The organism is Vibrio sp. V43_P6S15P86, from assembly GCF_009904725.1.
Taxonomy (GTDB): Bacteria; Pseudomonadota; Gammaproteobacteria; order Enterobacterales; family Vibrionaceae; genus Vibrio; species Vibrio diabolicus.
Genome location: NZ_WXWT01000202.1, coordinates 19,384 through 44,798 on the forward strand (window position 1 = coordinate 19,384; position 25,415 = coordinate 44,798).

Here is a 25,415-nt window from a genome sequence, read left to right on the forward strand (position 1 = left end):
CATGGATAACTGTTCGGCGGTGATTTTTATAGTCATAATGCGCCTCTACATGGGGTTAATGGTGAGTCGTTTGTTTGCTTCATGTTCTATGTTCTGAGGTAGCCTTTGCCTCTCATGCTTGATAAGAAGAAGTTTAGTGCCAACGCTAAAGATAGTAATACAATTCCTAATGCAACTCCTTGCGCAAAAGCACCTTTGCTGCTTTCCATTGCGATAGCGGTCGGAATATTGCGCGTTACGCCCATAATGTTTCCGCCTACCATCATTGAGCAGCCCACCTCGGTTACGATACGTGAGAACCCTGCAATGATAGCTGCGAGTAGAGGAAAGCGGGTTTCCCAAATCATCGTAGCGGCCACGCGCGGAATGGAGACGCCTAGCGTGATGGCAGTTTCCACAGCGCGACGGTCGCTAGATTGCAATGCACCATGCATCATCGATACCAAAACAGGGAAACAGATCACCATTTGGCCGAAAATCATCGCCTTCTGAGTGAACAGCATTTGCCAGTCTCCCCAAGGGCCAGCGCGCGACAGCAACATGTACAGCAACAGGCCAATCACGACGGTAGGGACCGCTTGCAGCGTATTCACGATCGACAACAAAAACCATTTACCGCGAAAGTCGGTATACGCCAGTACAAAGGACATTAAAATAGCCGGCAATACCACCAAGGATATTGCCGTGATAGAAACACTAAAGGAGACCGCAACGATCTCCCATAGGTCTGCATCAAAATTCACCAGTAAGCGAAGCGCTTCCAGTGTTGTATCAGCAAGATTCATATTGCGTTATTTGCTCTCAGCATTCGCAACAAACAGTTGTTTACCGTTTAGGCGGAAACCATTGATAAGTTCCTGTCCGCGAGGGTTCACCAACCAATCACTGAATGCTTTTGCACCTTGGTAGTTGATTGTTGGGTAACGCTCAGGATTAACAAGAATAACTTGGTACGGGTTAAACAGTTTTTCATCGCCTTGGAACAGAATTTCTAGATCCAATTTGTTTTGATAAGCCAACCATGTTCCGCGGTCTGTCATTGTGTAGCCTTGCATTTCAGACGCCATGTTCAGCGTTGGGCCCATACCTTGACCTACGCTGCGGTAGCCACCAAAGTTTGGTTCGATTTTAGTTTGAGCCCAGAAGCCCATTTCTTTTTTGTGCGTACCAGAATCATCGCCGCGAGAGATGAACGTTGCGTTTTTGTTCGCGATCTCTTTGAATACATCTAACACGCCTTCGTCATTTTTGATTTTTGCTGGGTCAGCTTTCGGGCCTACAATTACAAAGTCGTTATACATCAGTTTACGAGGTAGAACGCCGTAGCCTTTCTCAACGAATGTGCCTTCGGCTTTTGGTGCGTGTGTCATCACCAAATCTACGTCACCGTTTTCGCCCATTTTTAAGGCCTTGCCAGTACCCGCAGCGATAACATCGACTTTGTAGCCCGTGTCTTTCTCAAATTGTGGAAGCAGGTAATCAAGTAACCCTGAATGGTAAGTACTGGTAGTGGTTGCTAGGCGAACGTGCTCGCCATCTTGAGCGGAAAACGCAGAGTAACTTACAAGCGTGATTGACGTTGCAGCCAGAGTTAGCGCAATTTTTTTCATTTTTATGTGTTCCTTTCCAATGATTCTTTGGAATCTCTCCAGGTTTTAGGGAGAAGCCTTTTTGGACGAGAGCGATTAGCGTAATACGCAAGTTGTCTTAGGGTGTTGGAATAAGCAAACATCAACATCCTGAGATCACTTAAATGCGCTCCGTATCCACCTTAAAGCAAACAAGATGCCAACCTTTTACAAGCTTAAAGTGCTTGGTTTATGCACTAAATCATGGGGTTATTTGCATAAAAGTTTGCGTTGGTACAAAATGTCGCACTTTTTGTAGGGTATCTTTGTTTAAACTTGGTACACTCTGTCCCATCGAAATCCATCTGGGGTAAATATGTCTACTCAATCCCATCTTAGTACAAACCAACAATATAGCGCCTTTTCCGTACTGGTCGTCGATGATGAATTAGGCATGCAAGCCATCTTGAAAAAGGCATTGGGTAAGCTTTTTTCACATGTCGATACAGCTGGTAGCATTGAAGAAGCAGAACAACTGCGTAATTCTCGACATTATGATCTGATCTTACTGGATATTAATCTGCCAGGGCGTTCTGGAATTGAGTGGGAAGAAGCGTTTGAAGAGGATGACAAACGTGCCGATGTGATTTTTATGACGGGTTATGCGGATTTAGAAATTGCCATTCGAGCGCTACAGCTCGGTGCTTCCGACTTTATCCTCAAACCATTCAACCTTGAGCAGATGTTAAAAGCGGTCAGTCGCTGTATGGATCGCCGTTTGAACGAACGCATGCAGTACGCCATGACACGCGATTACCAACGTCACAATACCTCCGAGATCATCGGTGGTTCAGAAAAAACGCGTCAGCTTAAGCAGCTTATTAACCAGTTTGCACCGTCGCGTGCTTCTGTTTTGGTCGAAGGTGAGTCGGGTACGGGTAAAGAGCTGGTTGCGCGAGGTATTCACCAAGCGAGTGGGCGAACGGGCCCATTTGTGCCAATCAACTGTGGCGCCATTGCGCCAGAGCTACTTGAAAGTGAGTTATTTGGTCATACATCGGGCGCGTTTACCGGTGCAAAAAAATCTCGTGAAGGTTTGTTCCGCGTAGCAAATGGCGGCACCTTGTTCCTCGATGAAATTGGGGAAATGCCACTTGCAATGCAGGCATCATTATTGCGTGTGTTAGAGCAGCGTACTATCCGTCCTGTTGGTTCAGAAAAAGAAATCAGCATTGATGTCCGTATTGTTGCCGCCACCAACCGAAACCTGCAAGAAGAGGTCAACCAAGGAAACTTCCGCAGTGACCTGTATTACCGTTTGAATGTGCTCAAAATCGAAGTGTGTCCTCTGCGTGAGCGCAAAACCGATTTGTTTGAGCTCGTGCCATTTTTCAGCAATATGCTGACGCGGGAGCTTGGTATGCCTGCGCCAAAATGGGCGCACGAGGACATGGAAGCCATGAGTGAGTACGATTGGCCAGGCAATATTCGTGAACTGAAAAACTTGATCGAGCGATGCATTTTACTTGGCAAACCGCCTGCGCATTATTGGCGGGAGCTAAATGGTGGACACTCATTGCCTAATGTGTCGATTACCGTTTCTCATTCTGCTGAACTACCGACGTTTAAAGAAGGTAGAGAGTTCACTGGCGAAGGCTATCCAAACAGCTGGACGTTAAAAGAAGTCGAGAAAGCACATATTAAACAAGTCGTTAACTTGCATGAAGGCAATAAGTCTGCTGCTGCTCGTGACTTGGGCGTAGCTCGCAAGACCTTAGAACGTAAGTACAAAGAATGGGATTCTGAGGGTGAGGAATATGCCGACTAACGGCCCACAGCACAAAGGATTGTCAAAATGGACGCACCGTTTTAAAACCATGGTGCGTTATCGCTTGTTATTCTTAACCTCTGCGCCGATTTTCCTCACATTGTTAGCTCTGATCGGCATTACCATTTATTGGTCTATTCATTACACGTGGCAAAATGCGCTGCTTGATGTTTCTGAACGTTTGGGTGTTGCAAATAACAGCGTAACGTTGTTACAGCAAAAGCAATCGAATTACGTACGTGCGTTTGCTGACTCATATGATTTTCGTATTCGCATCAATCAAGGGATACCGCAAGATGAGCTGCAAAAGTGGGTCACTGAGCAGAAGAAAAGATATGCTTTAGATTTTCTCTCTTTCCAACGCGTCAACTCGATGGAAAACAAATTCCGCTTTATGGATCTCACCAAGCGCGAATCGTTTTTTGATGTACTCAATAAAGAAGAACTCGAACGCCTCGATCCTGAACTCGCCAAACGAGCAGAAGTGCCTATTCTTGCTGATGGTGACAGGGAGGCGCGTGGGTTAGTCAGTCGAACCGTGATTCCGGTATACAGCCAAGCGAACGATTTGATCGGCTTTCTGGATGGTGGTTTGCTCCTTAACAATAGTACAGTGCTGGTGGATCAAATCCGCGATCTCATATACTTAAGTGATAATGACCGCCTTCGCCCTGTGGGTACGTTGACGGTATTTCTTAATGATTTGCGTGTAAGCACCAACGTTCCTCTAGACAGCGATCATAGGCTAGGGCGCGCTATTGGTACGCGAGTGAGTGCTGAAGTGTATAACCAAGTGCTCTCTCAAGGTCAGCAATGGGTCGACCGCGCGTATGTGTACGATGCGTGGTACATCACCGCTTATCAACCAATCAAAGACCAGTACGATAACGTCATTGGTATGCTTTATACCGGCTACCTGATGTGGCCATTTGTGAAAGCATACATGACCAACATCGCCGAAATCAGCCTTATTACCTTAATGCTATTACTGGTTTCTGGCGTCATGGTTTATCGCGGTTCTTATGATCTGTTTCGACCGATCGAACGCATCCATAAAGTGGTGAAGCAGGTCCAACAAGGTAAAGAAAAACGGATTGGTCCGTTGGGATTGGATGCCGATCATGAACTCGCACAATTAGCCAGACAGTTTGATGATATGTTAGACGCGCTAGAAGAGCGCAAAATTGAACTGAAGAACTCCGCAGCGCAACTTGAATGCAAAGTTCAAGAGCGTACGGCAAGCCTTAGAGAAAAAACCCAAGATCTAGAGCTGCATATTCAATTGCTCAACCAAACTCGCGACAAACTCGTTGTTCATGAAAAACTGGCAGCACTGGGAGAACTCACCGCGGGGATTGCTCACGAAATCAATAACCCAACCGCCGTGATCCTTGGCAACGTGGAGTTGATCCATTTTGAATTGGGTGACGATGCAAGTCGAGTACAAGAAGAGATTGATGCGATTCACGCGCAAATTGATCGTATCCGCAATATCACGCGCAGTTTATTGCAATACAGTCGCCAAGGTGGTGTTCAAGATGAAATCACTTGGCAACATGTCAATCCTATCATTGATGAAAGCATCACCTTGGTTAAAACGGGCACCAAGAAACGCGACGTCGAGTTTGTGACTGATCTACAAGCGCATACGTCCGTTGAGATAAACCGTCACCACTTGCTACAAATCTTAGTTAATTTGCAAATGAATGCCATTCACGCAATGAACGGCAAAGGCACGTTAACCGTAGTCAGTGAAGACTGGATTGACGAGGGCGAAGTGAAAGGAGCCGCGATTCATGTTATTGACGAGGGTTGCGGTATTAAGCCAGAAAACTTGAATCGAATCTTCTCACCATTTTACACGACGAAGCGAGAGGGTACTGGATTGGGACTGTCGGTCTCTCAAAGTATCCTCAGCCAAACGGGTGGTGAGCTAAAAGCCGAGTCGGAATGGGGAAAGGGCAGTAAATTCAGTATTTATTTACCTAAAAAAGCCGAGCTGATCCTAGAGGTGACGAATATCGCTTAGTCACTTGTTGTAAGCATTACGGAAGAAAGAGCCAGTTATAATACTGGCTCTTTTTTGTATTCAATGACGCATTTGTGCTTGAGCTTTTTGCTTTGAAGAAGCACTGCGATGGTTTCACTAGCGATGAATTAATAAAAACAACACTTGCAGTATGTAGCATGAACAAGTACCGTTGCCCGGTTTTTCTAAATACACCCCAATTGCTAAGGTAAAGGTTTTGATCTCCACAGCGAATATTACTCAACAATTCGGCGCTAAGCCGCTATTCGAAAACATTTCAGTTAAGTTCGGCGAAGGTAATCGCTACGGCTTAATTGGAGCTAACGGTTGTGGTAAATCAACCTTTATGAAGATCCTCAGCGGCGAGCTTGAGCAAACCAGCGGTAACGTGAGTTACGATCCAAACGAGCGCGTTGCAAAACTAAACCAGGACCAGTTCGCTTACGAAGAATTTACGGTAATCGATACCGTTATCATGGGTCATAAAGAGCTATGGGAAGTGAAGAAAGAGCGTGACCGTATCTACTCACTTGCTGAAATGAGTGAAGAAGACGGCATGAAAGTGGCTGACCTAGAAGTTCAGTTTGCGGAAATGGACGGCTACATGGCAGAAGCCAAAGCGGGCGAGCTTCTTCTTGCGGTGGGTATTCCAATGGAGCAGCACTTCGGCCTAATGAGTGAAGTGGCGCCGGGCTGGAAACTTCGTGTGCTTCTAGCGCAAGTTCTATTCGCAGACCCAGACGTTATGCTGCTTGACGAACCTACCAACAACTTGGACATGGATACGATCCGTTGGTTGGAAGACACGCTAAACGCGCGTAACTGCACGATGATCATCATCTCGCACGACCGCCACTTCCTAAACTCAGTATGTACGCACATGGCTGACTTGGATTACGGTGAACTGCGCATTTACCCAGGTAACTACGATGAGTACATGACAGCAGCTTCTCAAGCTCGTGAACGTCTATTAAACGACAATGCGAAGAAGAAAGCACAAATTGCAGAGCTACAAACGTTCGTTGCACGTTTCTCAGCAAACGCATCGAAAGCAAAACAAGCGACATCTCGTGCTAAGCAAATCGACAAGATCAAACTGGATGAAGTTAAAGCGTCTAGCCGTCAAAACCCATTCATTCGTTTCGAACAGTCGAAAGAGCTGTTCCGTAACGCTCTGATTGTTGAAAACCTAAGCCAAGGTTTCGAAGAGGACTTGTTCTCAGACTTCAATGCAATTTTTGAAGTGGGTGAGCGCGTTGCGATCATCGGTGAGAACGGTGTGGGTAAAACAACACTTCTAAACACGCTTGCTGGTGTGCTTGAACCGCGCGCGGGTGAGTACAAATGGTCTGAAAACTCAAATATCGGTTACTACGCGCAAGACCACGCGCATGACTTTGCAGAAGACATGAACCTAACGGATTGGATGGGTCAATGGCGTCAAGAAGGTGATGACGAGCAAGTCGTTCGTGGTTTCCTTGGTCGTATGCTGTTTGGTCAAGACGACATTAAGAAGTCAGTAAAAGTACTGTCTGGTGGTGAGCAAGGTCGTATGCTGCTTGGTAAGCTGATGATGCACAAGCCAAACATGCTGCTAATGGACGAACCTACCAACCACATGGATATGGAATCGATTGAATCTTTGAACACCGCGCTTGAGCAATACAAAGGCACGTTGTTCTTCGTATCTCACGACCGTGTATTCGTAGACTCGCTAGCAACGCGTATTATCGAAATCCGCGATGGCAAGATCACGGACTTCAAAGGCACGTACTCTGAGTTCCTAAAATCTCGTGGCGTTGACGCGTAATTACTCGCGAAGTGTTTAAAAAGCAAAAGCCTCGCTATTTAGCGAGGCTTTTTATATTGGTCTTAATCCTTAAACTGACCGGTTATATACGCATATATGCCGACGACACCAAATGTAATGATCATTGAGAGCATGATGCCACTGGGCGTGAGCAAAAAATTCCACAGTTGGTCATTGTCCATAGTTCACATCCTTTGTGAATGAGCTGTAGTTAGCATCAATTAAAGCAAGCGTTGTTATTACTACAACACACGTTGCTGTTTCTGACTTATATCGTTTAATTAAGCCTTCATAACGTGATGATTTACTTATCCCAATTGTTATAAGTTTACACTAATCGACGGTTTTGTATTATTTTCTCGTTAACGAGATGCACTTTCGCCTTTCACATCAAACTCAATTTTGTCGGCTCCGGTAAATACTTGGAAGCGTAAACCTTTCGCACGCGCAATGGTCGTAATACCAAATTGTTTCGCAAGATCTAACCCCATTTGAGTAACGCCAGAGCGAGAAAGCAGAACAGGAATGCCCATTTGAGCCACTTTAATCACCATCTCTGAAGTAAGGCGACCAGTTGTGTAGAAAATTTTATCTTCACCTGTTTCTTCTTTGAGCCACATCTCACCTGCAAGCGTATCCACTGCATTGTGGCGGCCGACATCTTCCACAAATGACAATACCTCATTGCCTTTGCAAACCGCACAGCCATGCACCGCACCTGCTTTTTTGTAGGTGTCGTTGTAATGAGTCAACGCTTCCAATGCGGAATAGATTTCTGATTGTTTAAGCGGAACTTGAGGCACTTGGTAGTTCTCAAGTTGTTTCATCACATTGCCATACATGGTGCCTTGACCACAGCCAGATGTGACGGTTTTCTTTTTCAGGGCGCCTTCTAAATGTTCGGTATTTTCTTTAGTAATCACTGCTGCGGAATGCGTTTCCCAGTCAATAATGACGGATTCAATCGCTGCTGGATCAGACAGGAAGCTTTGGTTTTTTAAATAACCCAGTACCAACGCTTCTGGACGCGAACCTAGCGTCATGAGCGTGACCACTTCTTTCCAGTTCAGCATGACCGTAAGAGGACGCTCGCAAGCGATTTGCTTCGTGAGCTTTTCGCCGTACTCGTCGTACACATCGACTTCAATGGTTTGCAGGGGATTTTCACTGGTTTTAATAATATTTGGTTTCAGCACAGTCGTGTCCTAGTGATTAAGAGCGTTAGGTTGCTACGCATTTAGCTTGCTAAGTGGTTAGCAAAGCAAATCTCGTTCCAAAATAGCGGTTCCCACAAAAATTGCGAGGTTTTATGTCAACAATGCATTAAAACTGCGAGTTCGCAGTAATGACACATCCGTACATTTGAGTTTCGGCTAGTTTGGTACTTATAGCCAGAGGACATGAATAGGCTAAGCTTTATCAGTGTGGCTCGTTTATTGCTTACAAGTCAATAAAATGGTCGAAAGTAAGGTCAAAGTGTCCTGATTGCTTTCAGACCAAAATAGAAAAACTGGGTGAGTTATGTCGGATAAGAAAGATTTCGAGAACAATTACGAGAAGACCGAAGACGCATGGCCAATTGGCGTAGAGCTTGTTGAGCATGAGATCAGTACAGGGATTTGGGTAACAACCCAATGGCAGTTGACGGGATTTGCGCTAAATCCGACGGAAGAGACTCCCGATGTTTGTCTGTTGCAATTACACAAAGACGAGCGTACAGACTACCGCTTTAACTTAAGCTCTCAGCAACCTAAACTTTTTTTAGTGATGGATAACGTCGAGTCTGGTGAAAAACCAGCGATACAGTTACTAACGGCTTCACAATCTGTCGCGGCGCAATATATGGATGGCGACAACCTTGTACTATCCAACGATATGCCGTTAGCCGTTCAGGCTTGGATGGAAGCCTTTATTGGTCGCCACGGTGAGTTGTTAGAAGTAAGACGTAAGAAACGCAAAGGAGCGGGCAGAGCGAATGGCAACTAGTTTTTTAAGCCGTTGGTCGAAACGTAAATTAGAAGAATCTTCCCAACATGACGAAAAGATCACGCCGATAACAGAGACGGAGCAATCCGAAGATAGTGTCACAGCGCTTTCAAACGCTGACGAAAGCTCAGACGCTTTGAACGTCAATGAGGTTAGTCAGGCTCCAGACATTACCGCGAGTGTAGAGACTGAAAAGCCCGAAGAAATGTCTGTGGCGCAACTGCTGGTTTCTGAAGCTTCAGAAAGCGTTAAGAAAGCCGCGCTGCGCAAAATGTTCTTGTCCGAAGAATTTAACGTGCGTGATGGCCTAGACGATTACGATGATGATTACAGTAACTTAAAGTCACTTTCTAAAGACGTCGCAGAGACGCTGCGTGATTGGGTTAAAGAAAAAGTGGAAGAAGAACCAGACGCTGAAACGGCGCAAGGATCTGAACTTAACGCTGACGATATCGCATCTGAGGTGGTTGAAGACTCAGAACTAAACGCCGAAAAAAGCGCCGGAATTACCCAAGATGAAAGTGAACTGTATATAAATACAGTATCTGGTGAAAGTGATACTTTTGCTGAGGAATCACCGCCTAACGAGGTGAGACAAAATATACCACACAAAGAATAGGTACATTTTGACTAAACACTCAATGAACCGGCTGGGACAAAATGTCTCAACCGGTTTTTTTATCCCTACTATTTGTCGGTAAAATATCTAAGTGATTGAATTTTAATTGATATTTTATTGGCATGACATTTGCTATTTGTTGCTCAATACCAATCTGGTTGAAGTTAGCACGGACGCACTGCGTAGTATTCATCGCCTATAGATGGCGGAATAAGGATGCTCATTGATAAGTTAATCAGCAGAATCTCCGGCGCTAACTACACTAAGAGATGGAAAAGACTATCCATGTTCATAAATGGAATTGAGCAATGCTGAAACAATTATTAGAACAAGCAACTTCCAATAACGGTAAAGCGAGGCTGTACGCTTTCGAAAATACCGTAGAGTTGACCAATCTTATTCCACCAACCGTAAGCTATGAAAGCGGCGGTAATACTTTGATTGTGGGTCCAACGGCAATCATCGAAAGTGCGGCAGCGCAATTGTCGCAAATGAACAGCCTAACGCTGCTTTCTACCGATGGCGAAAAGGGAACAAATCCCGAGCTTTACTACGCCAATTCGGTTCAGGTTTCAGGGTTCTTAGGTACGTTTGAAGTTCTGATTGAAAATCATGGTTCGACCAACAATCTTGCCAAGGTCGCGATCAATAGCGATTGTTTCGATATCGTACTCGATCTTTGCCTAAACAGCTGCATGTCGGAAGAAGTACCAGTACCGGGCTACTACCCAGTTGGTCGTGGCTATCCGAAACTGGCTGAAGCGTTGGAAGAAATTCCAACCTTGATGGGGACGTTCGATAAACCGAAATTCTTCCGTTTAGATACCGATCTATGTGCACACAGCTCTCGTGGCGTAAAAGGTTGCGAACGTTGTGTGGATGCTTGTCCGGCAGGGGCACTATCGAGTGAAGGCAGCGACAAAACGGGCCATCGCATCGAGATCAACCCATACCTATGTCAAGGCGTGGGTACTTGTGCTACAGCGTGTCCGACAGAAGCGATTCATTACGCATTGCCAAACCCCGAAGATACGCAAAAGTTTATTGAACGTACGCTAGCCAACTATGAGCAAGCGGGTGGTTTAGATCCTATCGTATTGATTTGTAGTTCTCGCCACGAGAGCTACAACGTGATGGCACTAAAAGCACTGCCAGATAATGTAATTCCAATTGTGGTGGAAGAACTGCCTTCGGTTGGTATAGATACTTGGTTCGCCGCGCTTGTGAACGGTGCTACTCAGGTGCTGTTTGCGGCTTCGCGTTTTATGCCTCAAACCATTATTCGTGTGCTTAATAGCGAAGTAGGTATTGCTCAAGAACTGCTCGACCAACTTGGTATCGCCAAAGAAACCATCGACATTCTGTATCTAGAATCACTACGTGAAGGTGCACCGACACTTTGTACCGAGTCTTTTGATTTGGCATTAGGTGATTTGCAAGGTAACAAACGTCAGCGTCTATTTACGGCGTTGGATGCGTTGTCAGCATCGCGTATTCCAGTTGAGAACATTGTTGAGCTTCCAGCGAACGCACCTTACGGCACAGTCTCTTGTGAAAATAAAGATTGTACGTTGTGCATGAGCTGTGTGGCGGTGTGTCCAACACGTGCATTGCATACGGACGGCCAATCTCCGTCGCTTAAATTCGTCGAGCAAGACTGCATTCAATGTGGGCTGTGCGAGAAAGCGTGTCCAGAGAAAGTGCTGACGCTTACTCCTCGTATGAACTGGGTGAAAGAAGAACGCCAGAAAGCGGTTGTGATTCATGAAGAAAAGGCAGCCGAGTGCATTCGCTGTCACAAGCCTTTTGCTCCGCAATCGATGATCGACATGCTGCAAAACAAGCTTCGTGGTCATTCTCATTTCTCTGATGAAGCCGCCATTAATCGCATCGCCATGTGTGAAGACTGTCGTGTGATCGACATGTTTGAGTCGATGGCTGCTGATCCAATGAATCAATTGAAATACTAGGAGCTCGCAGTGGATACACAACAAGAACAAACACTGAGAACGGACATTTATCTCGTTCTATCCGCGCTTTTTCGTAGTGCGCCTAGTGATGAAATGCTGGCGTTCTTGAAATCGCTAGAAATTGAACCGTCTGAGAGCGCGATGCAAAAAGCTTGGCTCGCACTGCAACAAGCCGCGAACGAAGCGCAACGAGAAGCGTTAGAAGAAGAATACCAAGATCTGTTTATTGGCATTGGACGTGGTGAAGTTGTGCCATTCGGATCTTGGCATCGCACTGGCTCAATGATGGAAAAACCGTTAGCGGAAATTCGTCGCGATTTGGAACTTTTAGGCATCGAACGGGAAGAGAACGTGAAAGAGCCTGAAGACCATATTTCTGCACTGTGCGAAGTGATGGCAATGCTGACGGGTGAAGAGGAAGAACTTCAACAAGCGGTGTTTAACAAACACATCGCGCCGTGGTTCCAATCTTTTACGCGCCAACTAGAGAACGCAGAAAGCGTGAACTTCTACAAGCCAGCTGCACAGCTTTGCGATGCATTTTTAACGTTAGAGCAAGTGCGCTTTAGCGTGAACACCAAAAGCAGTAAGAGCAAATTAAAAATTGATGTGAAAAACGTCACTGATTACGAGTAATCGAGCAGTACTTGGTCATATCGATAGAGAGGCATGAGTCTCCAAAGATCTACCGTAAGGTAAGGAAGCAATGATGAAAGATAATAAAGAAATAAACACAAGCCGTAGGGATCTCCTAAAAGGCTTCACAACCGCTGCCGTTGCTGGTGCTGTTGTTGCGGGAACCACGAAAGTGGCCGTTGCTTCAGAAACGGTTGAGCCTTCTGAAAAAGACGTGAAGAAGAAAGGGTATCGTGAAACTCAACACATTCGCGATTACTACGACACACTTTAGGAGATAACGGATGAAACTTGTCAAACGCTCCGACAGTGTGAGCAAAGAAACGAACCAGCTTGGCGTATCTCGTCGTGCATTCATGAAAAACACTTCGCTTGCCGCTGGTGGCGCAGTGGTTGGTGCTAGTCTATTCGCACCGGGAATGATGAAAAAGGCGCAAGCAAAATCAGTCGATCCAGAAGCGAAAACAGAAGTAAAACGTACTATCTGTTCTCACTGTTCAGTGGGTTGTGGTATTTACGCAGAAGTTCAAAATGGTGTTTGGACGGGTCAAGAGCCTGCATTCGACCACCCATTTAACGCCGGTGGTCACTGTGCAAAAGGCGCAGCACTGCGTGAACATGGTCACGGTGAGCGCCGTCTTAAATACCCAATGAAGCTTGAAAACGGTAAGTGGAAAAAGCTTTCTTGGGATCAAGCGATCGAAGAAATCGGTAACAAGGTGATGGACATCCGCAAAGAGTCTGGCCCTGATTCGGTTTACTTCTTGGGAAGCGCAAAGCACAGCAACGAACAAGCGTACCTGTTCCGCAAAATGGCATCACTTTGGGGCACTAACAACGTTGACCACCAAGCGCGTATTTGTCACTCAACAACCGTGGCGGGTGTAGCAAACACTTGGGGTTACGGTGCGATGACCAACTCTTTCAATGACATGCACAACTGTAAGTCGATGCTGTTCATTGGTTCAAACCCAGCTGAAGCACACCCAGTAGCGATGCAGCACATTCTGATCGCGAAAGAGAAGAACAACTGTAAGATCGTCGTAGCGGATCCTCGTCGTACACGTACGGCAGCAAAATCGGATCACTATGTATCACTTCGTCCTGGTTCTGACGTAGCATTCATTTGGGGTGTGTTGTGGCACATCTTCGAAAACCAATGGGAAGATAAAGAATTCATCCGTCAACGTGTATTCGGTATGGATGAAATCCGTGCTGAAGTAGCGAAGTGGACGCCAGCAGAAGTTGAGCGTGTAACAGGCGTAAGCGAAGAAGACGTTTACCAAACAGCAAAACTGCTTTCTGAAAATCGCCCAGGCTGTATTGTTTGGTGTATGGGTGGTACTCAGCATACTACTGGTAACAACAACACACGTGCTTACTGTGTGCTTGAGCTAGCGCTTGGTAACATTGGTAAATCAGGCGGCGGCGCAAACATCTTCCGTGGTCACGATAACGTACAAGGCGCAACCGACCTTGGCGTACTTTCTGACACGCTACCGGGCTACTACGGCCTTTCTGAAGGTGCTTGGCGTCACTGGTCAAAAGTGTGGGAAATCGATTACGAATGGATTAAAGGCCGTTTCGATGACAACGCTTACGGTGGTCAAAAACCAATGAACAGTGCAGGTATTCCTGTATCTCGTTGGGTGGATGGCGTACTGGAAAACAAAGACAACATTCGTCAACGCGAAAACATCCGTGCAATGTTCTACTGGGGTCACGCAGTGAACTCTCAAACACGTGGTGTTGAGATGAAAAAAGCGATGCAAAAGTTGGACATGATGGTGATTGTGGACCCATACCCAACTGTTGCTGCGGTAATGAACGACCGTACCGACGGCGTTTACTTGCTTCCTGCAACAACGCAGTTTGAAACATACGGCAGTGTTACCGCTTCTAACCGCTCTCTGCAATGGCGTGATCAGGTGATTGAACCTTTGTTCGAATCAAAACCAGACCATGAAATCATGTACCTGCTTTCGAAGAAACTGGGCTATTCAGATCTTCTGTTCAAAAACATCCGTGTTGAAAATAACCAGCCGGTGATTGAAGACCTAACGCGTGAATTCAACAAAGGCATGTGGACGATTGGTTACACAGGCCAAAGCCCAGAGCGTTTGAAAGCGCACCAACAAAACTGGCATACGTTCCACAAAACCACATTGGAAGCGGAAGGTGGCCCTGTAAACGGTGAAACCTACGGTCTACCTTGGCCGTGTTGGGGTACACCGGAAATGAAACACCCAGGTACACACATTCTGTACGATACGTCTAAGACGGTTGCAGAAGGCGGCGGTAACTTCCGTACGCGCTTTGGTGTGGAATTCGAAGGCAAGAGCCTTCTTGCAGAAGACAGCTACTCGAAAGGCTGTGAAATCAAAGATGGTTACCCAGAGTTCACTGACAAGTTATTGAAACAACTTGGTTGGTGGGACGACCTAACTGCTGAAGAGAAAGCGGCAGCAGAGGGTAAAAATTGGAAGACTGACCTTTCTGGCGGTATTCAGCGTGTCGCGATCAAGCATGGTTGTATTCCGTTTGGTAACGCGAAAGCGCGTGCGATTGTTTGGACGTTCCCAGACCGCGTACCACTGCATCGTGAACCACTGTACACACCACGTCGTGACCTTGTAACGGACTACCCAACTTGGGACGACAAAGATGCGATCTTCCGTGTTCCTACGTTGTATAAATCCATTCAAGAGCAAGACAAATCGGGCGAGTACCCAATCGTTCTGACTTCTGGTCGTCTGGTTGAATACGAAGGTGGCGGTGAAGAGACGCGTTCAAACCCTTGGCTTGCCGAGCTTCAACAAGAAATGTTTGTTGAAGTGAACCCGAAAGACGCGAACGATCTTGGCTTCAGAGATGGTGATGATGTTTGGGTTGAAGGTGCAGAGAAGGGACGAATCAAGGTGAAAGCGATGGTAACACGTCGTGTGAAACCAGGCTTGGCGTTCATTCCGTTCCACTTTGGCGGTAAGTTCGAAGGTGAAGACCTACGTCCTAAATACCCAGAAGGTACACAGCCTTACGTTGTTGGCGAATCGGCTAACACGGCAACCACTTACGGTTACGACCCGGTTACCTTGATGCAGGAAACCAAAGTAACCCTATGTAACATTCGTAAAGCGTAAGGAGTCTGACAATGGCACGAATGAAATTTCTATGTGACACCAAACGCTGTATCGAGTGTAACGGCTGTGTTACTGCATGTAAGAACGAAAACGACGATGCGCTTGAATGGGGCATTCAACGTCGCCGCGTGGTAACACTAAACGACGGTGAAGCTGGTGAAAACTCCATCTCTGTTGCTTGTATGCACTGTACCGATGCGCCTTGTATGGCAGTTTGCCCAGCAGACTGTTTCGAGCATACCGAAGACGGCATCGTACTTCACAATAAAGATCTGTGTATCGGTTGTGGTTACTGTTTGTTTGCTTGTCCGTTTGGCGCACCTCAGTTCCCTAAACAAGAAGCGTTTGGTGAACGTGGCAAAATGGATAAATGTACTTTCTGTGCGGGCGGCCCAGAAACAGAGCCTGGCTCTGAGGAAGAGCGCCAAAAATACGGTGCGAACCGTATCGCAGAAGGCAAGTTACCAATGTGTGCATCGCTTTGTTCAACAAAAGCGCTGCTTGCGGGTGACGCAGAGAAAGTCTCTGACATTTTCCGTCAACGTGTGGTAGAACGCGGCGCGAAAAACGCAGGTTGGACAGACGGAAACGATCTTTCTTACGATGCGACGAAAAGCTAAGTAAGGAGAGGCACATGTTAAACACGCTTAAACGTGCGTCTCTAGCAATGCTGTCAATGATGACGGCATTGCTGCTGACTTTCGCAATGCCTGCTTCAGCAGAGGAACAATCTTCTAAAGTTATTCAACAGGAGATCACGCAACTCGCCGGGGCAGACTATTGGCGCGAGGTCAGAGAGGGGCAAGAAGGCTACACCACGTCTCAATCGCCAGAACATGGCGTATTGATCAGTAAACCTGGTGAGACTTGGTACATTCTAAAAGAGAAATGGATGTCTCCAGCTGGTGCTGTCGCGATTTTCGGCAGTATTGCAATGGTAATCATGGCTTACGTACTCGTTGGCCCTTTAATGCTTAGCAAGCCGCGTACTGGCAGAAAGATGAAACGTTGGTCTCGTTTAGACCGCGCGCTTCACTGGAGTATGGCGTTTACATTCTTAACGTTGGCATTCAGTGGTTTGATGCTAGTTTACGGTAAGCACTTCTTAAAACCGTACGTTCCTACTGAGTTCTGGGGCTTTATCGTCATGTTGGCGAAGCAGTACCACAATTACATGGGACCATTGTTCTTCATTTTGCTGATGCTCGTGCTCTTTAAATGGTGGCGCAAGTCGATTCCAAACATGACAGATGTTCGTTGGTTTATGAAAATGGGCGGCATGGTTGGTAAACACAAAGGCACACATCCGTCAGCTGGTTTCTCAAACGGTGGCGAGAAGGCAATCTATTGGTTATTGATCTTCTTTGGTGCTATCGCGGCAGTGAGTGGCTTAGTTCTAGATTTTCCTATCTTTGGCCAAACTCGCCGTGACATGGAGCTTTCTAACCTAGTTCACGCGATTTCGGCACTGATTCTAATCTGTGGCTTTATCTTCCACATCTATATTGGTCTATTCGGTATGGAAGGTGCGCTAGAAGGCATGGTGACAGGTGAAGTTGATGAAACATGGGCGAAAGAACATCACGATCTTTGGTATGAAGAAGTGAAATCCAAAGAAGCGATGGGCGAAACAGATACGGCACAAACGGAAGCAAAAGGAGCGAAAGCGAATGAACAAACCTCATAATGGGATTTGGGTTGCGTACATCCTGAGCTGTCTGACCCCGTTTACGTTTCTGATCTCAGGCGTTATCGCAATTATCTATGCTGGTTACCGATTAGATAAGGGAGAAGACAGCGACGTAGTGATTTCTCATTACTACGGTTTAATTCGTACCTTCTTTCTCTACCTGACGTTTTTTGTTGTGTTGATCGTCACCGTCGCGACTTCCAATGGTGTACTCGTTGGCGTGAGTGATTATTGGTTGCATAGTACTTTGCTTGAAACCATCGCTTACTTTATTCCTTGGGTAGGGATGGTGTTTGCTGCATTAGCCATCTTGGTGTGGTTTATGCGAATGTTTCAAGGGATGCAGCAACTGCGCAATAACCAAACACACAGACCATCGACAGGTCCAAACCTTTAATCAATACTCTTTAAGCAAAACCGCCTATTTAAGGCGGTTTTTTTTGTTGCTGTTTTGTCTCAAACATGAAGCACTTAGTCGCAGGGGTGATACTTGATGCAACTTATTGAGTGAATTTATGTAACTGGGCAGAAAATCATAGTTAAGTAAGAAACATGTAAAAAAATCGCGTCGCGATGAGACATTAGTCTCACTCACGCTATTGTTCATTTACTCAGGATTCATCGTCCCGTTAAAGTACGCTGCGCTCAGAAACTCAAAGAGTTGCATACGTGAAAATTGCCATCAATACATTCAGTCTACGCATACAGAGGAATCTCTATCGGAGGATGTTTGATTAAGGCATCTTGCTCTCACAAATAAAAAGAGCGAAACGAGCATTAACTGATGCGGCAAGGTAAGAAAAGGACAAACACGTTACGGCTATGATCCCTCAATTCGTCATTCCTATCACGAATCGCTTTGGCGAAAGCTATCACTTTTCAGGTCAGTTACTTACTAGCGGCGAACCTAAAACATTCGTGACCAAACAAGAGGCAATAGAGTTTCTTGAGAGCTTTGGTGAGCTTGACCTTCGCTCTGTCGAAGACTTGTTCTATGCGATTGGTCAATTCAAGCCAAACATACCTGACGGTGAGCTTACTTCCCAACACTATAATTCAACGTTTGCCAATGCTTTGGTGAACGGTGACTTGCATGTCGCTCGAATTGTACCGACCGGAGAAAACTACGCACTCTCGTCAGCGGTTACGCCTCCACCGACTCAAAATACCGTCAATGCAAAACCATCGAAGGGAAAGGGGAAGTCGAATAAAAAGAGTGGAAGAAGTGCCGCATCTGCTAAGCCTCAACAACAAAGTAGCGAAAAACATGAGAAAGCCGGTGATCCTGTATCACTTGTGACGGGTGAAGAAATTCTCGAACTCTATGATATCGAGCTACAACAAGGCACTACTTGGCAGCGTACTTATCGCTCTTCGCAGTCGGATGTAAATCATGGAATGGGCTTTGGTTGGCGACATGCATTTCAGTTTGAATTACGCGAGAAGACGGACGAGAAAGACAATGTTATCGCTTGGGAGTTTATTGACGATAAGGCCGATATCACAGTATTTGAGCCAGTAGATATTGGAGCAACAAGTTATCAAATATACGCTGGTGCGAGCTGTTATTTTCTAAGCTCAACAACTCGGATTGTAACGCTCGCTAATGGGCATCAATATCGTTTTGAGCAAAAAGATGATCGTTGGCTTGTTAAACAAGTCAGAAATGGCACGTTTTCAACGTTTCAACTGCAGTATTCTCGAAACCATCGATTGATCGAGATTGCATACAACAAGCGTCCGGTTCTTGAATGTCAATATGATAAGCAAGGACGCCTTTTAGAACTGCTTAATGCAAAGTCCCAAAAAGTTCTGACAACTTATAGCTATGATGAGCACGATGATTTGGTCAGTGCAACTAATCATTTGGGCTTAAAGGAACAGTATCAATACCGTGGTCATTTAATTGTTAAACGTGTACGACCGACTGGCTTTACTCATTATTTTGAATGGGATGGCGAAGGTGCAAAAGCGAAATGCATCAGAAACGTTGGGGACGCAGGAATTTATGACTATCGCTTCCATTATCAAGGAAATCACTCTTCTTATTCTGATTCGTTAGATCATCAATGGTCTTTCTTGCATGACGAGCAGGGTAACCTACTTGAGAAAATAAGCCCCACAGGTAGAACTTGGCGATGGCAATATGATGAATTAGGACGGAAAGCGCAAGCTATCTATCCTGATCAGTCAACGATAAATTATCAATATAATCAGCATGGTCAATTAGCCTCTAAGCTTCATTCCTCTGGCAAAGAAATTCAATATGGCTATGACGGCTTAGGTAAGTTAGTTAAAACGGTTTCGCCAGATGGGGATATCGAGAAGGCTTACTACAATAGCCTCGGTCAAAGAGTTTGGGATACCGATCAGTTCGGCTGTGTAACAGAATATGATTACGATAAACACGGGCAAGTCGTCAAAAAAGAGTCTGAAGATGGTAAGAAAAGTCAGTGGTGGTGGGATGAACAACAAAGGCTTATCGCGAATGAAATAGACGGTACATTACTTCGTTACAGCTACAATGAAGAAGATTTAGTGAATGGCGTCGCTTATCCCGATGGGTGTATTGCTCAACTCGCTTATGATCAATTTGGCAGGCGTACATCAGTTCGTTATTTTAACGACGAGGACAAAGTCGGTTATAGCGAAGAATATTCTTACGATGAGCACAGTCGTGTTGCTCAGATTCGAACTCCAGCTGGCGTTACCTCGTATCAATGGGGAGCACTCGCGCAACAAGAAGCAGTCATCTTTCCCGATGGCAGCCATATTTCTTATGAATACGATCAACAACGTAACCTGACTAAATTAGTTCGGAGTGACGGCTTAGAATTCGAATTCCTGTATGATGATGAAGGCCAGCTATCAGGAACTGTTGGGTTTGATAATCTACACAGCCAATTTGATTATGACGATATGGGGCGGATCCATCGTAAGCAAGCCGCCGATAGGACTGTGCTGTACCGCTATGACGCTGCGGGTTATCTCAAGCACGTCAAAGCAGGAAATGGTAGCAGTATTGTAGAGAACCACTTCAATTATACGCTTGGTGGGCGACTTACTTTCGCATCCAATCGCCATCAAACATTGCAATACCAATACTCTTCATTCGGGCATTTAACAAAGCGCATTCAAGGTCAGTTTGAGATAGCGCAGGAATTTAACAGAGTTGGCCAACGCGTATCTCAGGTACTGCCAGATAATACGGAGCTGAACTTCTCTTATGATCGATATGGGCGTTTTTCAGCGATTCGGTTTGGAAACCTAGATTTACCTCAAATCAAATTTCATTACGATGAAATGGGGCGAGTTTCCCAAATTAAAACGGCACATTTTAATGAGCGCATCATTTATGATGGTGTTGGTCGTTTGGTTGAACAACATTGGCCAGATAGAGAGAAAAAGTACGTTTACAACGCACAAAACCGCATTTCATCAATCATTGATAATACGGCAGGAGCAACGCATTATCAGTACGATGCCTTAGGGCAACTGAAACGAGTCAATGCTTCCGGAGAAGTGACTAAGTTTGAATACGATAGTTTTGGCAATCCTACTTTGCCAACTTCAGAGGTATTCGCTGATCGTATTGAAGTTCACGATGGTGTCCGGTTCAAATATGACGCGCAAGGAAACCAGACAAAACGTGAGGGGCAAGGACAAGTTCAGACTCGAGTGTTTGATGCGTTAAATCAGCTCATTGAAGTTCACACCGACGATGGCATCAGTCAATATGAATATGATGCTCTAGGGCGCAGAACGAAGAAAATTACACAAAAAGGCGTTACAGAGTTCTTGTGGGAAGGTGAACGTTTAATTGGTGAACGCTCTTCAGGTGCTTTCCGCTGGTACCTATATCAACCAGAAACCTACACGCCAGTGGCACTGCTAGAAAATGACGTTATTTATTGGTACCAGTGCGATCAAGTTGGTAAACCAGAGCGACTGATCGATTGCGAAGGGAATGTTGTATGGAGTGCAAGTTACGATGCTCACGGTTTTGCTCATGTACATATTGAAAATGTAGCAAATCCATTGCGTTTTCAAGGACAGTATTTCGATCAAGAAACCAACTTACACTACAACCTCGCTCGGTATTACGACCCTAAGCTAGGACGTTTCATCCAACAAGATCCGATATCTATTGCTGGTGGTATTAATCATTACCAATATGCAGTTAACCCTATCCAGTGGATTGACCCAACAGGCTTCTTGTGTGAAGAAGGGCTAAAACGCTTACAACAAATGCTGGCTGAGTATCAGGCGCAAAACAACGTTCCCCAAGAGGTTTGTGATCAGATTTTAGAGGCCGCAAAAGAGTCATCCGTCGGAGAAGATGGCGTCCGTTCACAGGTCAAAATCCGAAGACCGGATGGCCAAAACCATATTCGCTATGAATATGATTTAGAGCACATTGATTCGCAGAAAAACGAGATTACCTTCTATCGCCACATAAATTATTCTGACGGCAGAAAACATGAAGTTCATTGCGTTGTCAAGATAGAAGATTTTGTAAATGCACACGTTATCGACAGAAATGAAGGATCTGGTATTGCGAACACATCTTTGGATAAAAGTGGAAGTTTGCGAATTTTACAAGGATTGTTATTGGAGACGAAGAACTCTGATGAAACCTTTGATTTTGGAGCATATTTAAGGTCTGTCGTGGGGCCTCCTCCTAAAGATATGCCTGATCCACATGCTCACCACATACTCTTTAAGAAGGGCTTGGGGGCAGAGCAACAAGCTCTCGTTACTGAGGGCCAAATTCTTTTGAGGAAATATGGCATTGATCCAATATTTGGCCCTGAGAATTTAGTGTGGGCTCCAAATCGCATTGAAGGTCAACATGATATTAAGGCGTTACAACAAGTTATTGATTTTCTTAAAATGACCGATGAAATGTTTGGTACGCGTGATGAGATGATCAACGCTTTAAAATCACTGGGTAAAACAGCAGCTGTGAGGAGATAAAGATGGCAGGTGAGCATAGCGCAAAAGATGTAATGGCCGCGATTAAATCGGGTGATGTAAGTGAGGTTGAAAAAATTCTCTCAGGAGATGACAAATTACTTCATCTAATTACGCCATTAGGTTCGTGGTTGCACATCGCAACGGAGCAAGGGCAAGATAAAATTGTAGAGCTTCTGGTGAATCTAGGTATTGATGTAAATGTCAAGGGGGGGCCTTCAGGTGTAACTCCCTTAAATACAGCTGCATATGAAGGTAATTTAGACTTACTTATCTATTTTCTAGAAAGAAGTGCAGTGATGGATATATCTGAACCAGACCGCAACCCATTGTTTGCTGCGATCCATGCAGGTCATAAAAATATTGTGGAGTTATTACTAAAAGCTGGTATAGATACAACGGTTAAATATACTGGTAACTCTATGAAAGACATGGACGCTATAGCGTTTGCTTATGAGTGGGGACGCAAGGAAATCGCAGAAATGATTAAAGAGCACAATAGGCACGCTTAGTAGAAGTTAATATGGTACGACAAAGGTAACCGTTTATCTGTTGAAACTGGTTGGCTTCCTCCTTATCTCGTCGAGGGGCGTTGGCTAGAAGAAGTAAAAGCAGGGAAGATCACTCGATAAACTCCTTTAGTTAGCCATTCAGTATAAAAGCCACCTCTCATGAGGTGGCTTTTATATTTATGGTGGGGAGTTTGCTGCTTGTTGAGCTATATGGTGCGCATTATGTTGGTGCACTAAAACCACATTGGTGCATTTATTAGCGTGTTAAGCACCATTTCAAGAATGCATAATTTTATTAAAGTTCATACAAAACAATAAATTAAAGTGTAAGTGTTAGAAATGTAAATTATGGAATGAGAATTGCTCTGTTAGACGCTCTATAAACTAAGTTCACCAAATTGGTGATGAGCCTAACTTTGATGCACAGGATAAGTGCGCTACAGATCAACGGAGACAATCATAATGAGTGTAACTGCCAATCAGGTACACGGCGCTGTACAAACTCTCACGCAAAGTTCCGACACACTTTTCTTACTACTTGGCGCAATCATGGTTTTTTTGATGCATGCTGGTTTTGCTTTTCTTGAAGTAGGAACCGTGCGCCAAAAGAACCAAGTTAATGCTTTAGTTAAAATCTTGGCCGATTTCGGTATTTCCGCCATTGCGTATTTTTTCATTGGATACTGGGTCGCTTATGGCGGCACCTTCTTTGCTGATGCAGAGACGTTATCTCAAGGCAATGGTTACGAGTTGGTGAAGTTCTTTTTCTTGCTGACCTTCGCTGCAGCGATTCCTGCTATTGTTTCTGGTGGTATCGCAGAGCGAGCTCGTTTTTATCCGATTCTAATCGCAACATTTTTCACTGTCGGCATCGTATACCCGTTATTTGAGGGAATGATCTGGAACGGAAACTTTGGTGTTCAAGCTTGGTTTGAAAATAGCTTTGGTTATGGCTTCCACGATTTTGCAGGTTCAGTCGTTGTGCATGGTGTTGGCGGCTGGATAGCGCTTGTTGCCGTCGTGTTTTTGGGCATGAGAAAAGGCAGAGTTCGAGCAGGAAAGCACACCAACTTTGCACCTTCGAATATTCCGTTTTTGGCTTTGGGAGCTTGGGTCTTATGTGTGGGGTGGTTTGGCTTCAACGTCATGTCAGCTCAAACTGTGTCAGGCATAAGTGGCTTGGTGGCTATGAACTCATTGATGGCAATGGTCGGGGGCATTGTCGCGTCACTGTTGGCTGGTAAGAATGACCCTGGCTTTATTCATAACGGCCCACTAGCTGGCTTGGTTGCTGTATGTGCGGGCTCAGACTTAATGCATCCTATCGGTGCTTTAGTGACAGGTGCGATTGCTGGCGTGCTATTTGTTTATCTTTTTACCCACCTACAAAACAAAACCAAGATTGATGATGTGCTAGGTGTCTGGCCTTTACACGGTGTATGTGGCGCTTGGGGTGGTATTGCCGCTGGGACTTTTGGTCAAAGCGCATTGGGTGGGCTAGGTGGCGTGAGTATTATCGTTCAGCTTCTAGGAACGCTTTTGGGCCTTTCCATCGCAGTGCTTGGTGCACTTGTAGTCTACGGTGCGATTAATACCAGTATGGGACTGAGGCTTTCAGAAGAAGACGAATTCAATGGCGCTGACCTAGCCATTCATAAAATATCTTCGACCAACGAGGATTGAGGCCAATATGGGAGCGGCATAAAGCCGCTCTTTTAGCAATTGCCTTTTTTTGCTTGGCCAGGGGGACAGAAATTACCATTACCTCGATGGTTATCGTCATTGGTGCTGACTCTTACTTTTACGTCGTCCACTTCACCTTCAACATTGGTTAATTGGCAACCTGCTAAAGTCGTAAGTAATATAAGCGCTAGAGATACTTGTCTCATTGCTGTTCCTATTAAATTGTAATTCTAATAGTGCCCATTACGACCATGGTCTAATCCATATTACTACTGTTGCTATTCTTTCAGTGTTAAGCTAATGAAAAAACAGCAAGGATGAGTTATGAATTTCCCTTATAGAAATATTGTAGTACTTACTGGTGCAGGTATCTCGGCCGAATCTGGTATTCAAACATTTCGTGCGCAAGATGGCCTTTGGGAGAATCACCGTATTGAAGATGTAGCAACACCTGAAGGGTTTGCTCGCGATCCGGACCTTGTTCAAGATTTTTACAACCAACGCCGCAAGAAACTTCAAGACAATGCTATACAGCCTAATGCAGCGCATGAAGCATTGGGTCGTCTAGAGGCTGAGTTAGAAGGTAAAGTGACGGTCATCACTCAAAATATAGACAACCTTCACGAAAGAGGCGGCAGCCATAACGTCATTCATATGCACGGTGAGCTTTTAAAAGCGAGGTGCAGTGAATCAAACCAAGTTATAGAACATAGTGAGGACATTAAGACTGGTGAGCTTTGTCACTGCTGTCAGATCCCTTCACAAATGCGACCACATATTGTTTGGTTTGGTGAAATGCCACTACGAATGGGGGATATCTACGCAGCATTAGAAGAAGCAGATTTATTTATTTCTATCGGAACTTCTGGCGTCGTATATCCCGCAGCAGGTTTTGTTCATGATGCAAAAATGCATGGCGCACATACCATTGAAATTAACCTTGAGCCTAGTGCGGTAGAAAGTGAATTTG

Annotated in this window: 20 protein-coding genes and 2 pseudogenes (1 of these 22 running past the window's edge); 17 read left to right on the forward strand and 5 right to left on the reverse strand. The window is 45.3% G+C overall.

The genetic code is table 11. The features are described 5' to 3' along the window. The 3 genes and pseudogenes from CAG69_RS08865 to CAG69_RS08875 all read right to left on the reverse strand — a co-directional run. A pseudogene (locus CAG69_RS08865) lies at positions 1-36 on the reverse strand (energy-coupling factor ABC transporter ATP-binding protein); it reaches 691 nt to the left of the window's first position. A 50-nt stretch (positions 37-86) separates the two neighbouring features. Beyond that, positions 87-785, reverse strand: coding sequence for an ABC transporter permease (locus CAG69_RS08870; protein WP_005396188.1), 699 nt, complete (start codon positions 783-785; stop codon positions 87-89). Between the two features lie 6 nt (positions 786-791). Beyond that, the gene (locus CAG69_RS08875) at positions 792-1,610 is read right to left on the reverse strand and encodes a substrate-binding domain-containing protein (protein ID WP_005396187.1); all 819 of its coding nucleotides are present in this window, start codon (positions 1,608-1,610) and stop codon (positions 792-794) included. Positions 1,611-1,944: 334 nt separating this feature from the next. Here CAG69_RS08875 and CAG69_RS08880 point away from each other — a divergent pair, with 334 nt between their 5' ends. The 3 genes from CAG69_RS08880 (at position 1,945) to CAG69_RS08890 (ending at position 7,235) form a co-directional block, all read left to right on the forward strand. Next, positions 1,945-3,396 (forward strand): sigma-54-dependent transcriptional regulator, encoded by a 1,452-nt coding sequence (locus tag CAG69_RS08880; RefSeq protein ID WP_161443796.1) that lies wholly within the window; start codon positions 1,945-1,947, stop codon positions 3,394-3,396. Continuing rightward, positions 3,386-5,425 carry a sensor histidine kinase gene (locus CAG69_RS08885; protein WP_161443798.1) on the forward strand — a complete coding sequence of 680 codons (2,040 nt, stop codon included), beginning with the start codon at positions 3,386-3,388 and terminating at the stop codon, positions 5,423-5,425. The genes CAG69_RS08880 and CAG69_RS08885 overlap by 11 nt, the downstream gene beginning before the upstream one ends. Before the next feature lie 217 nt (positions 5,426-5,642). Then, positions 5,643-7,235: an ABC-F family ATPase gene (locus CAG69_RS08890; protein WP_012841837.1), complete on the forward strand. Its 1,593-nt coding sequence runs from the start codon at positions 5,643-5,645 to the stop codon at positions 7,233-7,235. A gap of 362 nt (positions 7,236-7,597) precedes the next feature. Here CAG69_RS08890 and CAG69_RS08895 read toward each other — a convergent pair whose 3' ends face one another. Continuing rightward, entirely contained in the window at positions 7,598-8,431 is an 834-nt protein-coding gene (locus CAG69_RS08895) for a formate dehydrogenase accessory sulfurtransferase FdhD (protein WP_005396179.1), read from the reverse strand. A gap of 325 nt (positions 8,432-8,756) precedes the next feature. Between CAG69_RS08895 and CAG69_RS08900 the strand changes: the two genes are divergently transcribed. The 13 genes and pseudogenes from CAG69_RS08900 to CAG69_RS08955 all read left to right on the forward strand — a co-directional run bounded on the left by CAG69_RS08900 (position 8,757) and on the right by CAG69_RS08955 (position 24,445). Then, on the forward strand, positions 8,757-9,221 hold the full coding sequence (locus CAG69_RS08900) for a DUF3305 domain-containing protein (RefSeq protein ID WP_005396177.1): 465 nt from the start codon (positions 8,757-8,759) through the stop codon (positions 9,219-9,221). After that, positions 9,211-9,840, forward strand: coding sequence for a DUF3306 domain-containing protein (locus CAG69_RS08905; protein ID WP_161443800.1), 630 nt, complete (start codon positions 9,211-9,213; stop codon positions 9,838-9,840). Before CAG69_RS08900 ends, CAG69_RS08905 begins: the two co-directional genes overlap by 11 nt. A 308-nt stretch (positions 9,841-10,148) precedes the next feature. Then, a complete protein-coding gene (locus CAG69_RS08910; protein WP_020903769.1) occupies positions 10,149-11,810 on the forward strand; it encodes a 4Fe-4S dicluster domain-containing protein in 1,662 nt (553 codons plus the stop codon). Between the two features lie 9 nt (positions 11,811-11,819). Continuing rightward, positions 11,820-12,446, forward strand: a complete 627-nt coding sequence (locus CAG69_RS08915; RefSeq protein WP_006742580.1) for a TorD/DmsD family molecular chaperone — start codon at positions 11,820-11,822, stop codon at positions 12,444-12,446. A gap of 73 nt (positions 12,447-12,519) precedes the next feature. Continuing rightward, on the forward strand, positions 12,520-12,720 hold the full coding sequence (locus CAG69_RS08920) for a twin-arginine translocation signal domain-containing protein (protein ID WP_005396171.1): 201 nt from the start codon (positions 12,520-12,522) through the stop codon (positions 12,718-12,720). Between the two features lie 10 nt (positions 12,721-12,730). Then, positions 12,731-15,586, forward strand: a complete 2,856-nt coding sequence (locus tag CAG69_RS08925) for a formate dehydrogenase subunit alpha (RefSeq protein ID WP_104974107.1) — start codon at positions 12,731-12,733, stop codon at positions 15,584-15,586. An 11-nt stretch (positions 15,587-15,597) separates the two neighbouring features. After that, positions 15,598-16,206, forward strand: coding sequence for a formate dehydrogenase FDH3 subunit beta (gene fdh3B / locus CAG69_RS08930; RefSeq protein WP_005377536.1), 609 nt, complete (start codon positions 15,598-15,600; stop codon positions 16,204-16,206). Positions 16,207-16,220: 14 nt separating this feature from the next. Next, entirely contained in the window at positions 16,221-17,273 is a 1,053-nt protein-coding gene (locus CAG69_RS08935; RefSeq protein ID WP_047008778.1) for a formate dehydrogenase subunit gamma, read from the forward strand. Continuing rightward, entirely contained in the window at positions 17,257-17,673 is a 417-nt protein-coding gene (locus CAG69_RS08940) for a hypothetical protein (protein WP_161443802.1), read from the forward strand. Before CAG69_RS08935 ends, CAG69_RS08940 begins: the two co-directional genes overlap by 17 nt. A 425-nt stretch (positions 17,674-18,098) precedes the next feature. Continuing rightward, complete coding sequence (locus CAG69_RS08945; protein WP_161443804.1) at positions 18,099-22,253, forward strand: RHS repeat-associated core domain-containing protein; 4,155 nt, start codon at positions 18,099-18,101, stop codon at positions 22,251-22,253. Between the two features lie 2 nt (positions 22,254-22,255). Beyond that, positions 22,256-22,762: an ankyrin repeat domain-containing protein gene (locus CAG69_RS08950; RefSeq protein ID WP_012841835.1), complete on the forward strand. Its 507-nt coding sequence runs from the start codon at positions 22,256-22,258 to the stop codon at positions 22,760-22,762. Between the two features lie 9 nt (positions 22,763-22,771). Continuing rightward, positions 22,772-22,882: pseudogene (locus tag CAG69_RS22755) on the forward strand (immunity 49 family protein); the annotation flags it as partial. A gap of 342 nt (positions 22,883-23,224) precedes the next feature. Next, the gene (locus CAG69_RS08955) at positions 23,225-24,445 is read left to right on the forward strand and encodes an ammonium transporter (protein WP_161443806.1); all 1,221 of its coding nucleotides are present in this window, start codon (positions 23,225-23,227) and stop codon (positions 24,443-24,445) included. A 32-nt stretch (positions 24,446-24,477) separates the two neighbouring features. On the opposite strand, the gene CAG69_RS22300 is transcribed toward CAG69_RS08955, so the two are convergent. Further along, positions 24,478-24,651, reverse strand: coding sequence for a hypothetical protein (locus CAG69_RS22300; RefSeq protein WP_202600732.1), 174 nt, complete (start codon positions 24,649-24,651; stop codon positions 24,478-24,480). Positions 24,652-24,769: 118 nt separating this feature from the next. Here CAG69_RS22300 and cobB point away from each other — a divergent pair. Next, a partial coding sequence (cobB, locus tag CAG69_RS08960) for a Sir2 family NAD+-dependent deacetylase (RefSeq protein ID WP_161443808.1) occupies positions 24,770-25,415 on the forward strand: 646 nt, incomplete at its 3' end.